This window comes from Rhodobium orientis (assembly GCF_003258835.1).
Taxonomy (GTDB): Bacteria; Pseudomonadota; Alphaproteobacteria; order Rhizobiales; family Rhodobiaceae; genus Rhodobium; species Rhodobium orientis.
Map to the genome: position 1 here is coordinate 68,625 of NZ_NPEV01000012.1, position 13,613 is coordinate 82,237.

The window sequence follows — 13,613 nt, forward strand, 5'->3', positions numbered from 1 at the left end:
ATGGCCGAAGAAAAGCAGAAGCAGCTTCTCCACATCGTCATCGGCGGCGAGCTGGAAGACCTGGAAGACGTGACCTTTTCCAACCTCGACGAGGTCGAGGTGGTCGGCGTCTACCCGAACTACGCCAGCGCCTACGATGTCTGGAAATCGAAGGCGCACATGACCGTCGACAATGCCCATATGCGCTATTTCATCATCCACGTGCACCGGCTGCTCGACCCGGACCACGACAAGGATCTGCAGGGCTGACCCATTGCCGCTGTCCGTGGCAAGGGGATGACGCCGGCGGTCGCGACGTGTAAGCAGCGACTTTGAACGCCGGCGACAATGCGGGAATGGTTGGTTGAAGGGCATCCTTCTAGACAAGGCGATGGACGCGCGGGACGACGACACCCTCGACGTGCCGCCGATCGAGACCTTTGAGGTCGTTCGCCGCATTGCCCGCGACCACCTGAAGCCGCGCTGGCCGCTGCTCGTGGTGGCGCTCGCCACCATGGCCTTCGTCGCCGCGACCACCGGCGCCATGCCGTTCCTGATGCAGCGCGCCATCGACGACATCTTCATCGCCCGCAAGGAGGCGATGCTCTACGTGCTGCCGGTCGCCGTCCTTGCCGTGATGGTGGCCCGCGGCATGGCCGACTACACCTCGCGGGTGACCGAGGCCTATCTCGGCAGCCGCATCATCGCCGATCTGCGCACCCAGCTCTTCGAAAAGCTCGCCTTTTCCGACCTCGGCTGGTTGCAGGCGACCCATTCGGGCCGCTTCGTCTCCGTCTTCATGACCGATGTAACGGTGGTCAACCGCGCCGCCGCCCAGACCCTTTCCGGCATCGCCAAGAATTTTCTGCAGATCGTCTTCCTGACCGCCGCCATGTTCTACATGGACTGGCTCCTGGCGCTGATCGTCCTTGCCGCCCTGCCGATCGGCGGCTCGCTCCTGCGCCTGCAGCGAAAGCGCACCCGCTCCTCGGTGCGCCGCACCTTGCAGGAGACCGGCGATCTCGGCTCCATCGTCGCCCAGACGCTGCACGGCATCCGCGTCGTCAAGGCCTACCACCGCGAGGCGGAGGAAACCTCGCGCGCGCGCGCCATCATCGACCGGACGCTGGAATACATGATGCAGACGGTGCGGATGCGCGCCGCCACCGCGCCGGTCGCCGAATCGATCTCCGGCCTCGGTTTTGCCGGCGCCATCCTCTATGGCGGTTACCAGGGCATCTATGGCGATCTGACGCTTGGCCATTTCTCCGGTTTCATGACCGCGGCAATGCTGATCTACCAGCCGGTCAAGGCGCTCGCCCAGCTCCATAACACGCTGCAGGAAGGGGTCATCGCGGCCTCGCGCGTCTACGGCATCATCGACCGCGATTCCAAGGTCGCCGAGAACCCGGCGGCAAAGCCGCTCGTCGTGCGCGAGGGCGCCATCCGGTTCGACAATGTGAGCTTTTCCTACGAGGAGGGCCGGCCCGTCCTTGCCGATTTCACGCTCGACGTCCCGGCCGGCAGCCGCATCGCCCTCGTCGGCCCGTCGGGCGCCGGCAAGTCGACGCTGATCAACCTGATGCTGCGCTTCTTCGACCCCGACGCCGGCCGCATCCTCGTCGACGACCAGGATTTACGCGACGCCACGCTGTCGAGCGTGCGCCTGTCCAACGCGCTGCTGACCCAGGAGCCGGTGCTGTTCGACGACACGGTGCGCGCCAACATCTGCTACGGCTCTGAGGGCGCCACCGACGAAGCCATCCTCGATGCCGCCAAGGCTGCCGGCGCCGACGAGTTCATCGCCGCGCTGGCCCAGGGCTACGAGACCCGCGTCGGCGAATCCGGAAACCTCCTGTCCGGCGGCCAGAAGCAGCGCATCGCCTTTGCCCGGGCGATCCTGCGAGATGCGCCGATCGTCCTCCTCGACGAGCCAACCAGCGCCCTCGATGCCGAAGCCGAGGCCAAGGTGCAGGTCGCCCTCGACACCCTCCTGGAAGGCCGCACGGTGCTAATGATCGCCCACCGGCTGTCCACGGTGAAGAAGGCCGACATCATCGTCGTCATGGACAAGGGCCGCATCGTGGAGACCGGCACCCATGCCGAGCTGATCGCCAGCAACGGGCTCTACGCCCATCTCCACCGTACCCAGTTCCGGGGCGATGCCGACAGTGCGGCGCCAGAGCCGCCGGCGCCTGCAACGCCCGCCGCGAGCGCCGGCTGACGTCATGCTGAAACGGATCGTCAAATCGGAAGCGTTCCGGCGCCTCATAGGAAATACGCTTGCCGCCTATCTGGATTTCATCGACCGCACCAGCACGCTGATCATCGAGCCGGAGGACATCGACGGCTACTACCATGCGGTGACCCCCAACATCGTCACCATGTGGCACGGCCAGCACTTCCTGATGCCGTTCGCGCGGCCGACCAACGCCGACATCCGCGTCATGATCTCCAAGTCCGGCGACGGCGACATCAACGCCATCGCAGCGAAAAAGCTGGGGATGGGCCTGATCCGGGCCTCCGGCGGCAAGACCGCGCGCCAGATCTCCCGCCGCGGCGGCGTGCGCGGCTTCCTGGAGGCGCTCCGGTGCCTGGAAAACGGCATCTCCGTCTCGCTGACGGCCGACGTGCCGAAGGGCCCGGCGCGGGTCTGCGGCCCCGGCATCGTCCAGCTCGCCAGCCGTTCCGGTCGGCCGATCCTGCCGACCGGCTATGCGACATCCCGCCGCATCGAGCTCGACACCTGGGACCGGATGGCGGTCAACCTGCCGTTCAGCCGCTGCGGTTTCGTGGCGGGCGATCCGATCTTCGTACCGTCCAACCTCGACGAGGCGGGGCTCAAGCGCGAATGCGAACGAGTCAAGGCAGGCCTCGACGCGGTCATAAAACGGGCCTATGCGATTGCCGATGAAACAACAGACTGATCCGGCATGATGGCGGCCCCGACACGGTTCTCGCCGGCAATGGCGTTCTATCGCGGCCTCGGCCGCGCGGCGACGCCGTTCCTCCACCTGTTGCTCGCCTGGCGCAACCGCAAGGCCAAGGAGGATCCCGCGCGGCGCGGCGAGCGCTACGGCCGCGCCTCCAAGGCGCGCCCGGCCGGCGCACTGGTCTGGGTCCACGCGGCCAGCGTCGGCGAGACCAACGCCGTCCTGCCGCTGGTCGAGCGCTTCGTTGCCGACGACGTCGCCGTCTTGCTGACGACGGCGACTGTGACCTCGGCCAAGATCGCCGAAAAGCGCCTGCCTGCCGGCGCCATTCACCAATACGTCCCCTTCGACGTGGTGCCGGCCGTGCGCCGCTTCCTCGACACCTGGCGGCCGCAGGCGGCCTTCTTCGTGGAATCGGAGCTGTGGCCGGCGACCCTTTCGGAGCTTGCCGCGCGCGGCGTGCCGGTCGGCATCGTCAACGGCCGGCTGTCGCGCCGTTCCTGGTCGCGCTGGAAGAAGCGCCCGGCGCTCGCCGGCACCGTCTTCGGCCTCATCGACCGCTGCCTTGCCCAGACCGACCGCGACGCGGAACGCTTCCGCGACCTCGGGCTCGCCGACGTGGTGGTCACCGGAAACCTGAAATTCGACAGCGAACCGCTGCCGTCCGACGCTGCGGCAGAGGCCGAATTGAGCGCGGTCATCGCCGGCCGGCCGGTCTGGGTCGCCGCCAGCACCCATGCCGGCGAGGACGACGCGATCGCCGCCGTCCACGAGACCCTGGCGCCCGGTCATCCCGGCCTGTTGACGCTGCTGGTGCCGCGCCATCCGCGGCGCGGACGGGAAATCGCCGGGGCGCTCGCCGAGCGCGGCCTTACCGTCGCCTGCCGCTCGCGAGGCGGCGACATTACCCCGGAAACAGACGTCTATATCGCCGATACCATCGGCGAGATGGGGCTCTTCTATCGCCTGGCGCCGGTCGCCTTCGTCGGCGGCTCGATGGTGCCGTTCGGCGGCCACAATCCGATCGAGCCGGCCCAGTTGAAGGTGGCGCTGGTGGCCGGTCCGCACCTGTCGAGCTTCGCCGACGTCTACCGCGAGCTCGACCACGCCGGCGCCATGGCCTCCGTTGCCGACGGCGCCGGGCTGATCCGCGCAATCGGGCATCTCCTCGACAATCCCGATGCGGCGCAGGAGATGGCCGCGCGGGCCGAGGCAATCGTCGCGGAGGGGCGGGGCGCGCTTGAAAAGACCTACGCGGCATTGAGGCCCTGCCTCGTGCATTGGGGAGAGGCGGCAAAATGAACCGGGCGCCGGGATTCTGGTGGCAGAAGGACAGCCTTGCCTCCCGCGCCCTCTGGCCGGTCTCCACGCTCTACGGCGCCATTGCCGGCCACCGCATGTACAAGCGGCCGCGGCTTTCGCCCGGTGTGCCGGTCATCTGCGTCGGCAATTTCACTATGGGCGGCGCCGGCAAGACGCCGGTGGCGCTTGCCGTGGTGCGCATGCTGCTTGCGGCGGGCAAGACGCCGGCCGTGCTGACCCGCGGCTATGGCGGCCGGCTGAAGGGGCCGGTGCTGGCCGATCCCGAGGTCCACACCGCCGCCCATATCGGCGACGAGGCGCTGCTTCTGGCTGGGATCGCGCCGGTCGTCGTCGGCGCCGACCGGGTGGCGGGGGCCGCGATGGCGATCGAGGCCGGCGCCGACGTCCTCGTCATGGATGACGGCTTCCAGAACCACTCCCTGGCCAAGACCCTCAGCCTCGTCGTCGTCGACGCGGCGGCGGGCATCGGCAACGGCCTCGTCTTTCCGGCCGGTCCCTTGCGCGCGCCGCTCGACACCCAGCTCCAGTTCGCCGATGCCATTGTCGCCGTCGGCGCGGGGCCGGTGGATGCGGAACTCCGCACGATCGCCGCCGACTACGGAATCCCGCTCCATGCGGCCGTGCTGGCGCCGGAGAACGGCGCCGATTTCGAAGGCAAGCGCGTCCTCGCCTTTGCCGGCATCGGCCGGCCGGAGAAATTCTTTGAAAGCCTGACGGCCTGCGGCGCCGACGTTGCCGGCACCCCCTTCGCCGACCACCACGTCTTTACCGACGTGGAGGCCGAAAGGCTGCTGGCGCGGGCCGAAAGCGAAGGCCGCCTGCTGGTGACGACGGAAAAGGACGCTGCCCGCATGAAGGCGGCAAAGGGCGCCGTGGAACGCCTCCACGCGGCGTCACGGGTCCTGAAGGTCTCTATCGATTTTGCCGATGAGGGGCCGAAGGCGCTGGTTCTTGCCGCGCTTGGCGCTCGGACTGCCCGAAACGCCAAGAAGGGATGGGCAAAGGTCAAATAAGACCGAATACCTCCGTCATCGCGAGAAGGCCGTCAGGCCGACGTGGCGATCCAGAGCGGCACGCTTGGAGCATGTGTCCCTGGATTGCTTCGCTGCGCTCGCAAAAACGTCAGGCCGGTCGAACCGACAAGCGCCTCAGCGCGTTTCCAGATGCCGCTTCAGCGAGGCCGCGGCGTCCACATAGGCTTCCTGGCGGTCGACGCTCCAGTAGCGCAGTTCGTCGAGCGGGATCGGCTGGCCGGTGACGGCGCAGCGCACATAGCTGCCCGGCTGCAGGACCTGGAAGTCTGCATCGAGATAGCGGATCTTGGCTTCGCTCGCCGGGCGCGGCGCTTCGTAGCGGTTCATCTTGGCTCCGGAAATTTGGCTGCTTGCTATCCAAAATAAGCGTTTTTCGACGAAATCGCCAGTCCCTCAATTCCGGCGGTCGGCAAAGAACGCCTTCAGCAGCCTTGAGGCCTCGGTCTCGGCGATGCCGGAATAGACCTCCGGCGCGTGGTGGCAGGTGGCCTGCGAGAAGAACCGCGGCCCGTGCTCCACCGCGCCCATCTTGGCATCGCCGGCCCCGAAATAGAGCCGGCGGATGCGCGCGAACGAGATCGCCGCCGCGCACATGGCGCAGGGCTCCAGCGTCACATAGAGGTCGAAGCCGGTGAGCCGCTCCGAGCCGAGCTCGGCCGCTGCTGTACGGATGGCCAGCAATTCGGCATGCGCCGTCGGGTCGCGGTCTTCAAGGGTACGGTTGCCGGCGCGGGCGACGATCTCGCCGTCCTTGACGATGACGGCCCCGACCGGCACCTCGCCGCGCGCGGCCGCCGCGCGGGCTTCCGCAAGCGCCGCTTTCATCGGCTGGGACGTCACACCGGTCATCGCCGTTCATTTCCCGCTTCGCATGGCTTTCGGTTTCCTGCTATCACGCCACCACCATGAAGACCCAGACAAAATCAGCCGGCCCCGCGCCGAAGGCCGAACGCATCGCCAAGGTGATGGCGCGCGCCGGGCTCTGCTCGCGCCGCGACGCCGAAAAGTGGATCGCCGAGGGCCGGGTGTCGCTCAACGGCAAGGTGCTGACGACGCCGGCGACGACGGTCGGCCCGCGCGACGACGTCCTCGTCGACGGCAAGCAGCTGCCGAAGCGCGAGCGCACGCGCCTGTGGCTGTTCCGCAAGCCGCGCGGCCTCGTCACCACCAACCGCGATCCCGAGGGCCGGCCCACTGTCTTCGAAAAGCTGCCGGCGGACATGCCGCGCGTCATGAGCGTCGGCCGCCTCGACATCAACACCGAAGGCCTGCTGTTGCTCACCAATGACGGCGGTCTCGCCCGGGTGCTGGAACTGCCGGCGACGGGCTGGCTGCGCCGCTACCGGGTGCGTGCCTACGGTTCGATCACGCAGGCCGAGCTCGACAGGCTCGCCGACGGCTTTGCCGTCGACGGCATCCTCTACGGCGCCATCGAGGCGACGCTGGACCGCCAGCAGGGCGAGAATGTCTGGCTGACTCTTGCGTTAAGGGAAGGCAAGAACCGAGAGGTGAAGCGCGTGCTGGAAGCGCTCGGGCTCGCCGTCAACCGGCTGATCCGGATCTCCTACGGCCCGTTCCAGCTCGGCGAGCTGGCCGACGGCGAGGTCCGCGAGATCCGCGGCCGGGTGTTGCGCGACCAGCTCGGCCATCGCCTCGCCGTGGAAGCGGGCGCCGATTTCGACACGCCCTTTGCCGAGGAGCCCGGCGAGAAGAAGCCGGCGCCGCAGAAGCCGGTGAAAAAGGAAGCTGCCGGCGCCAGGCCGCAGCCGAAAAAGCCGCGCCGGCGCCGGGGCATGGTCGACGTCGACGACGTTCCCGACAAGCGCGACCGCAACCGGACCGTTCGGCCCGGCAAGCCGCCCGTCCGGTCGGCCGGCAAGCCCTCTGGCAGACCGGCAGGAAAGCCGGCCGGCAAACCGTCGGCCAGGCCATCCGGGCGCCCATCCGGCAAGCGGCCGGCTCCCAAGTCGTGAGAATCGTCGCGGGGCGCTTCAAGGGTGCGGCGATTGCCGCGCCGCGCGGCCGGACGACCCGGCCGACGACGGATCGCCTGCGCGAAAGCCTCTTCAACGTCCTCGCCCATGGCTATGACGATCCGCTCGACGGCGCCCGCGTCCTCGATCTCTTCGCCGGCTCCGGCGCGCTCGGCCTGGAATCCCTGTCGCGGGGCGCCCGTTTCGTCCTCTTCGTGGAGGAGGGGCCGGACGCCCGCGCCGCCATCCGCACCAACATGGAGACGCTCGGCGCCACCGGCCTTGCCAAGCTCTACCGGCGCGATGCTACGAAGCTCGGCAAGTGCAGCCCGATGGCGCCCTTCGACGTGGTGTTCCTCGACCCGCCCTACGGCAAGGGGCTCGGCGAAAAGGCGCTGTCCTCCGTCAGCGACGGCGGCTGGGCGCGGCCGGGAGCGATTGTCGTGCTGGAAGAGGACCGGCGCAGCGAGATCGCGCTGCCGGAAGGTTTTTCGCTCCTGGAAAGGCGCGAGAGCGGCGACACGCAGTTGCTGTTCCTGCAGTGTGGGGCGAGCGAATAGGCCTCAGTCGTCATCCCGGGAAATGGGTCAGGAAGCGACGGCTGCGTTTCACGCAAACGCCGCATGGATTGCCGCGTCGGCCTTTCAGCCTCCTCGCAATAACGTTGAAAATACTCCGGAATTCCCTCAATCGTCATTGCGAGCGCAGCGAAGCAATCCAGTCCTTCCTTCGCGACCCATCTGCATGTCTCGATCTCGGCGTCCGAAAACCGCCGCCTTCAAAGATTCCGCGCAAGGCTGTCGAGCACCAGCCCGCCGAACAAGAGCCAGCCCGTGTCCCGGTTGGAGCGGAAGAGGGCGAGGCAGCGGGCCGAATCGTTGATGTCGAGGCGGGCGAGCTGCCAGCCGAGATGGACCATGACGGCGAGGAGGCCGAGATAGGCAAGGGGACCGGCGCCGGCGAGCCAGAGCGCCAGCGCGACGCAGAAGACGGCGGCGAGATAGAGCCCGCTGACCCATTGCAGCGTCCTGTCGGCAAAGAGCAGCGCCGTGGAGCGCACGCCGACGAGGGCATCGTCCTCCTTGTCCTGGTGGGCGTAGATGGTGTCGTAGCCGATGGTCCAGAAGAAGCCGGCGAAATAAAGCAGCACCGGCGCCCAGTCGAGCTGGCCGAAAACGGCGGCCCAGCCCATCAGCGCGCCCCAGGAGAACGACAGGCCGAGCACCGACTGCGGCCAGTCGGTCACCCGCTTCATGAACGGATAGGCGGCGACGATGGCGAGCGAGGCGATGCCGAGGCCGATGGAGAATCGGTTGAACTGGACGAGCACGGCGAGCCCGACCAGCGACTGCAGCACCATGAAGATACGCGCCTGGTTGCGCGTGACCTGACCGCTCGGGATCGGCCGCGTGCGCGTGCGCTCCACCCGGCTGTCGATGTTCACATCGACCAGGTCGTTATAGGTGCAGCCGGCGCCGCGCATGGCGATCGCCCCGACCGTGAACAGGAACAGGTACCAGGGATCGGGAAACGGCTGACCGGCATGGCCGGCGGCGAGCGCCGTCGACCACCAGCACGGCCACATCAGCAGCCACCAGCCGATCGGCCGGTCCCAGCGCGCCAGCCGGCCATAGGGCTTCAGCCAGGCCGGCGCGCGCCGGTCGACCCAATTGCCGGAAACCGCATCGGTGACCATTCCGGTCAGATCGCTCATGGTGGCATCGTCCTTTGTGAACGCCCCTTCTTACGGCCCAACGGCTCCCGCGAAAAGCCCCTCGCGCAATGCGACACCGAAGCGCAGCCGCTCGGCCATGCGGTTTGCGGTCGCGGTGCCCTTCATTTGCCTTCAGGATGCGGCATGCTAAGCGATCTGTCCGGAATCGTCGTCTAAAGGAAATACACCGACATGAATGTTCTGCTGATCGGCAGCGGCGGCCGCGAACATGCGCTGGCCGTAACAATTGCCCGCTCGCCGATGTGCGACACGCTTTTCGCGGCGCCGGGAAATGCCGGCATCGCCGACGTCGCCGAATGCGTCGATGTGAACGTCTCCGACCACGACGCTGTGATCGCCTTTTGCCGCGACCGGGAGATCGGCCTCGTCGTCGTCGGCCCGGAAGCGCCGCTGGTCGCCGGCCTTGTCGACGATCTCGATGCCGCCGGCATCAAGGCCTTCGGGCCCTCTAAGGAGGCCGCCCGGCTGGAAGGCTCCAAGGCCTTCACCAAGGAGATCTGCGACCGCGCCCGCATCCCGACCGCCCGCTATCGGCGCTACGACGATCCGAGCGCGGCCAAGCTCTACCTGTCGGTGATCGGCACGCCCATCGTCGTCAAGGCCGACGGGCTCGCCGCCGGCAAGGGCGTCGTCGTCGCCGAGACGAGTGCGGAGGCCGTCGCCGCCGTCGATGCCTGCTTCGAGGGCGGCATGGCGGGCGGCGTCGTCATCGAGGAATGCATGGTCGGCGAGGAGGCGAGCTTCTTTGCACTCACCGACGGCACGACCGTGGTGCCGTTGGCGACCGCCCAGGACCACAAGCGGGTCGGCGACGGCGACACGGGGCCGAACACCGGCGGCATGGGCGCCTATTCGCCGGCCCCGGCGATGACCCCGGACCTCGTCGCCCGCACCATGCGCGAGATCGTCGAGCCGACGGTGAAGGAACTGGCGAAGGCCGGCATCACCTATCGCGGCGTCCTCTATGCCGGCCTGATGCTGACCAAACAGGGCCCGAAGCTGATCGAATACAACGTCCGCTTCGGCGATCCGGAATGCCAGGTGCTGATGGCGCGGCTGAAGGACGATCTGCTGCCGCTGCTCTCCGCTTGCGCCGACGGCACGCTGGAGCCGACGGAGCTTTCCTGGCGGCCGGAGACGGCGCTGACCGTGGTCATGGCCTCCAAGGGCTATCCGGGCTCGTACGAAAAGCGCACCGAGATCGCCAATGTCGATGCCGCCGCGGCGATGGAGGACGTTACCGTCACCCATGCCGGCACGGCCAGGGAAGGCGACCGGCTGCTTGCGACCGGCGGGCGTGTCCTCAATGTCACGGCGCTCGGAAAAACCGTCAGGCAAGCGCAGACGCGCGCCTATCAGGCGGTCGACGCCATCGACTGGCCGAACGGCTTCTGCCGCCGCGACATCGGCTGGCAGGCGATCGCCCGCGAGGACGCCGAGAGCGGCCCGGAAACGCCCGAAGAAACGCCGGAAGAAACGCCGGCCGAGCAGCAGGAAGAGACGGCAGTCGAAGCCGAATCCAAACCCGAAGGCGACGCCGACAAGACCGCCTGACGACGGCTTTTTACGAGCCGTCAAAGCCTCGTGCGGCGCCGTCGCCCGTCTTGCCAAGGGCGTCGCCGCTGGCCACACTTCGCCGCGTCCCATCGAGCGGCGGAGAATCGGCCATGACCGGCAGCGACGATCTCTTTGCGGGTTTCGCGACAGAGCGGATTGCCGCCAACGGCGTGGAGCTGCACTGCCGGATAGGCGGCGACGGCCCGCCGCTCGTCCTTCTCCACGGCTATCCCCAGAGCCACGTCATGTGGCACCGGATCGCCCCGGCGCTTGCCGACCATTTCACCTGCGTCATCCCGGACCTGCGCGGCTATGGCGCGAGCGAGGCGCCGCGCGGCGGCGGCGATCATGCCGCCTATTCCAAGCGAACCATGGCGAACGACGTCGTCGCCCTGATGGCCGAACTCGGCCACGACCGGTTTCGCCTTGCCGGCCACGACCGCGGCGGCCGGGTGGCCTACAGGCTTGCCCTCGACCATGCCGACCGGCTGGAGCGCGTCGCCGTCCTCGACATCCTGCCGACCTACGAGTACTGGCAGCGCATGAACATGGCCTACGGGCTGACGATGTACCACTGGCTGTTCCTCGCCCAGCCGGAACCGCTGCCGGAAATGCTGATTTCCGCCGAGCCGGAGCGATATCTCGACCACACCATCGCAAGCTGGACCAAGGCCAAGGACCTGTCCGCCTTCGACCCGCGGGCACTCGCCCATTACCGTCGCCTCTTCACCGATCCCGCCCGCGTCCATGCCGCCTGCGAGGACTACCGGGCCGGCGCCGGCATCGACATGGAGCTGGATACCGCCGACGTCGAGGCCGGCCGCAGGATCGCGGTGCCGCTCTATGCCATCTGGGGCGGCGGCGGCCTTGCGCCCGCCGGCCCCTCGCCACTCGACGTCTGGCGCCGCTGGGCGGAGAACGTCGACGGAACCGCCGTCGATTCGGGCCATTTCGTCGCCGAGGAGGCGCCCGACGAAACGCTCGCCGCGCTGCTGCCGTTTCTGAAGGGGGAGCGCTGAGCGGTGACCGACCGTCTTAACCGCCAGGAGGCCTTTTCCGGCACGCGGCCCGTCGACGAGGATCTGCGGATCGATGTCGCCCGGCTGGAGCGCTGGCTGGAAACGGCCGTGTTCGGCTTCAGCGGTCCGGTCGAGCTACACCAGTTCCGGGGCGGCCAGTCCAACCCGACCTTCCTGCTCAAGACGCCGGAAAAGAACTACGTGCTGCGCCGCAAGCCGCCCGGCGACCTGTTGCCCTCGGCCCATGCCGTCGACCGGGAATACCGGGTGATTTCCGCGCTTGGGGAGGTCGGCTTTCCGGTGGCCAAGGCCCGCGTCCTCTGCCGCGACGAGGGCGTCATCGGCTCCATGTTCTACCTCATGGACGAGGTTCCCGGCCGCATCTTCTGGGAGCCGGCGATGCCCGGCTCTGACCCGGTGGAGCGGGCCGCCGTCTACGACACCATGAACCGCACGCTCGCCGAACTGCACAATTTCGATCCGGATGAGCTCGGCCTTGGCGATTTCGGCCGCAAGGGCGGCTATGTCGCCCGCCAGATCGCCCGCTGGTCCCAGCAGTACCGCCTCTCGGCGACCGAAGAGATCCCCGAGATGGTCCGGCTCATCGACTGGCTGCCGGACAATCTGCCGCCGGAAAACCCGACCCGCCTCGTCCATGGCGACTATCGCCTCGACAACCTCATCGTTTCGTCGTCCGGTCCGAACATCGAGGCGGTGCTCGACTGGGAACTGGCGACGCTGGGCGATCCCGTCGCCGACGTCGCCTACCACGCCATGCAATGGGTGATGCCGGCCTCCGATAGCGGCGCCGGCGTCGGCACCCTTGCCGGGGAAAACCTCGAAGCCCTCGGAATCCCGGCGCTGGATACCTATCTGGCCATCTATGAGGAGCGGACCGGCCTCAACGTGCGTGCCCATCTGGATTTCCATTTCGCCTACAACTTCTTCCGGCTGGCGGCGATCTTCCAGGGCATTATCGGCCGGGTTCGCGACGGGACCGCCGCCAATCCGGAGGCGGCGCGCATGGCCGCGCAGGTCCGTCCGCTGGCCGAGGCCGCCTGGCACTACGCCGAGCGGGCCGGGGCGTGATGGCCTTGCGCCTTCGGGTTTCGGCCTGACGAAAGGAACAAAAAAATGACGACCCCGAAAGTCGGGCTGGCCCTTGGCGGCGGCGGCGCGAGAGGCATGGCCCATATCGCCGTCATCCAGGCATTCGACGACCTCGGCATCCGCCCGACGGCGATCTCCGGCGCCTCCATCGGGGCGATGATCGGGGCGGGCTACGCCAGCGGCATGACCGGCGCGGAGATCCGCGAATTCGCCACCGACACCTTCGCCAACCGCGCCGATGTGCTCGGCCGGCTGTGGAAGGTGCGTCCCAAGGGCCTGTCGGAGCTGTTCGGCAATCGCGGCATCGCCCGCTTCGATGCCGAGCGGGTGACGCAGATGTTTCTACCCGACACCATCGCGCCGACCTTCGAGGAGTTGCAGACCCCGCTCACCATCGTCGCCGCCGATTTCTACGGCTGGTGCGAGGCCGACATCAGCTCCGGCCCTTTGCTGCCGGCGGTCGCTGCCTCCATCGCCATTCCGGTCATCTTCAAGCCGGTGGTGCTGGACGGACGCATCATGGTCGATGGCGGCGTCATCAATCCGCTGCCGTTCGACACCTTGCCCAAGGACGTCGACATCGTCGTTGCCGTCGACGTCGTCGGCGGTCCGGAGCCCGGCGACCATGGCGGGCTGCCGAACGCCACCGAATCGATCTTCGGCGCCACCCAGCTCCTGATGCACTCCATCCTGCGCGAGAAACTGAAGCTGCGCCGGCCGGACATCCTCGTGCGCCCCGACATCAACGCCTTCAGGGTGCTCGACTTTTTGAAGACGGCGGAGATCATGCGGGCGACGGCGCCGCTGCGCGAGACGCTGAAGCGCGACCTCCACCGCGCGATCGATGCCTTTGAGGCCGGCGCCACCCTGCAAAAGACCCTCGATCCGACTGAGGGCGAACGGACGGAGGCGTGATGCCGACCTAAAGCACGTTGCGTTTTTCCTGAAAC

At 67.9% G+C, this 13,613-nt stretch carries 14 protein-coding genes; 11 read left to right on the top strand and 3 right to left on the bottom strand.

The features are described from left to right. The 5 genes from CH339_RS08090 to lpxK all read left to right on the top strand — a co-directional run bounded on the left by CH339_RS08090 (nt 1) and on the right by lpxK (nt 5,248). Nucleotides 1-249 carry a DUF4170 domain-containing protein gene (locus CH339_RS08090; protein WP_111433838.1) on the top strand — a complete coding sequence of 83 codons (249 nt, stop codon included), beginning with the start codon at nt 1-3 and terminating at the stop codon, nt 247-249. Between the two features lie 94 nt (nt 250-343). Continuing rightward, nucleotides 344-2,203 (top strand): ABC transporter ATP-binding protein, encoded by a 1,860-nt coding sequence (locus CH339_RS08095; RefSeq protein WP_111433839.1) that lies wholly within the window; start codon nt 344-346, stop codon nt 2,201-2,203. Nucleotides 2,204-2,207: 4 nt separating this feature from the next. Next, the gene (locus tag CH339_RS08100; protein WP_111433873.1) at nt 2,208-2,906 is read left to right on the top strand and encodes a lysophospholipid acyltransferase family protein; all 699 of its coding nucleotides are present in this window, start codon (nt 2,208-2,210) and stop codon (nt 2,904-2,906) included. A 6-nt stretch (nt 2,907-2,912) separates the two neighbouring features. Further along, nucleotides 2,913-4,214, top strand: coding sequence for a 3-deoxy-D-manno-octulosonic acid transferase (locus CH339_RS08105; protein WP_245408120.1), 1,302 nt, complete (start codon nt 2,913-2,915; stop codon nt 4,212-4,214). Then, complete coding sequence (lpxK, locus tag CH339_RS08110) at nt 4,211-5,248, top strand: tetraacyldisaccharide 4'-kinase (RefSeq protein ID WP_111433840.1); 1,038 nt, start codon at nt 4,211-4,213, stop codon at nt 5,246-5,248. Before CH339_RS08105 ends, lpxK begins: the two co-directional genes overlap by 4 nt. Before the next feature lie 135 nt (nt 5,249-5,383). Here lpxK and CH339_RS08115 read toward each other — a convergent pair whose 3' ends face one another. Both CH339_RS08115 and CH339_RS08120 read right to left on the bottom strand, forming a co-directional pair. Beyond that, nucleotides 5,384-5,596: a DUF2093 domain-containing protein gene (locus CH339_RS08115; protein ID WP_111433841.1), complete on the bottom strand. Its 213-nt coding sequence runs from the start codon at nt 5,594-5,596 to the stop codon at nt 5,384-5,386. Between the two features lie 66 nt (nt 5,597-5,662). Beyond that, nucleotides 5,663-6,118, bottom strand: a complete 456-nt coding sequence (locus CH339_RS08120) for a nucleoside deaminase (protein ID WP_201240970.1) — start codon at nt 6,116-6,118, stop codon at nt 5,663-5,665. A 56-nt stretch (nt 6,119-6,174) separates the two neighbouring features. Here CH339_RS08120 and CH339_RS08125 point away from each other — a divergent pair, with 56 nt between their 5' ends. Beyond that, a complete protein-coding gene (locus CH339_RS08125) occupies nt 6,175-7,242 on the top strand; it encodes a pseudouridine synthase (protein WP_201240971.1) in 1,068 nt (355 codons plus the stop codon). Further along, the gene (gene rsmD, locus CH339_RS08130; RefSeq protein ID WP_111433842.1) at nt 7,239-7,802 is read left to right on the top strand and encodes a 16S rRNA (guanine(966)-N(2))-methyltransferase RsmD; all 564 of its coding nucleotides are present in this window, start codon (nt 7,239-7,241) and stop codon (nt 7,800-7,802) included. The genes CH339_RS08125 and rsmD overlap by 4 nt, the downstream gene beginning before the upstream one ends. A 218-nt stretch (nt 7,803-8,020) precedes the next feature. On the opposite strand, the gene ubiA is transcribed toward rsmD, so the two are convergent. After that, complete coding sequence (gene ubiA / locus CH339_RS08135; RefSeq protein WP_111433843.1) at nt 8,021-8,956, bottom strand: 4-hydroxybenzoate octaprenyltransferase; 936 nt, start codon at nt 8,954-8,956, stop codon at nt 8,021-8,023. Nucleotides 8,957-9,148: 192 nt separating this feature from the next. On the opposite strand from ubiA, the gene purD reads away from it, so the two are divergent. The 4 genes from purD (at nt 9,149) to CH339_RS08155 (ending at nt 13,578) form a co-directional block, all read left to right on the top strand. Beyond that, a complete protein-coding gene (gene purD, locus CH339_RS08140) occupies nt 9,149-10,531 on the top strand; it encodes a phosphoribosylamine--glycine ligase (RefSeq protein WP_111433844.1) in 1,383 nt (460 codons plus the stop codon). 113 nt (nt 10,532-10,644) lie between these two features. After that, entirely contained in the window at nt 10,645-11,553 is a 909-nt protein-coding gene (locus CH339_RS08145) for an alpha/beta fold hydrolase (RefSeq protein ID WP_111433845.1), read from the top strand. Between the two features lie 3 nt (nt 11,554-11,556). After that, nucleotides 11,557-12,642, top strand: a complete 1,086-nt coding sequence (locus CH339_RS08150; RefSeq protein WP_111433846.1) for a phosphotransferase family protein — start codon at nt 11,557-11,559, stop codon at nt 12,640-12,642. 45 nt (nt 12,643-12,687) lie between these two features. Next, the gene (locus CH339_RS08155) at nt 12,688-13,578 is read left to right on the top strand and encodes a patatin-like phospholipase family protein (protein ID WP_111433847.1); all 891 of its coding nucleotides are present in this window, start codon (nt 12,688-12,690) and stop codon (nt 13,576-13,578) included. The last annotated feature ends 35 nt before the right edge of the window (nt 13,579-13,613 follow it).

Excerpts from the sequence above, each read along its gene's own strand:
- CH339_RS08090 (WP_111433838.1), top strand. The coding sequence starts at position 1 with ATGGCCGAAGAAAAGCAGAAGCAGCTTCTCCACATCGTCATCGGCGGC.
- CH339_RS08100 (WP_111433873.1), top strand. The coding sequence starts at position 2,208 with ATGCTGAAACGGATCGTCAAATCGGAAGCGTTCCGGCGCCTCATAGGA.
- CH339_RS08105 (WP_245408120.1), top strand. The coding sequence starts at position 2,913 with ATGATGGCGGCCCCGACACGGTTCTCGCCGGCAATGGCGTTCTATCGC.
- lpxK (WP_111433840.1), top strand. The coding sequence starts at position 4,211 with ATGAACCGGGCGCCGGGATTCTGGTGGCAGAAGGACAGCCTTGCCTCC.
- CH339_RS08115 (WP_111433841.1), bottom strand. The coding sequence starts at position 5,596 with ATGAACCGCTACGAAGCGCCGCGCCCGGCGAGCGAAGCCAAGATCCGC.
- CH339_RS08120 (WP_201240970.1), bottom strand. The coding sequence starts at position 6,118 with ATGACCGGTGTGACGTCCCAGCCGATGAAAGCGGCGCTTGCGGAAGCC.
- CH339_RS08125 (WP_201240971.1), top strand. The coding sequence starts at position 6,175 with ATGAAGACCCAGACAAAATCAGCCGGCCCCGCGCCGAAGGCCGAACGC.
- ubiA (WP_111433843.1), bottom strand. The coding sequence starts at position 8,956 with ATGAGCGATCTGACCGGAATGGTCACCGATGCGGTTTCCGGCAATTGG.
- purD (WP_111433844.1), top strand. The coding sequence starts at position 9,149 with ATGAATGTTCTGCTGATCGGCAGCGGCGGCCGCGAACATGCGCTGGCC.
- CH339_RS08145 (WP_111433845.1), top strand. The coding sequence starts at position 10,645 with ATGACCGGCAGCGACGATCTCTTTGCGGGTTTCGCGACAGAGCGGATT.
- CH339_RS08155 (WP_111433847.1), top strand. The coding sequence starts at position 12,688 with ATGACGACCCCGAAAGTCGGGCTGGCCCTTGGCGGCGGCGGCGCGAGA.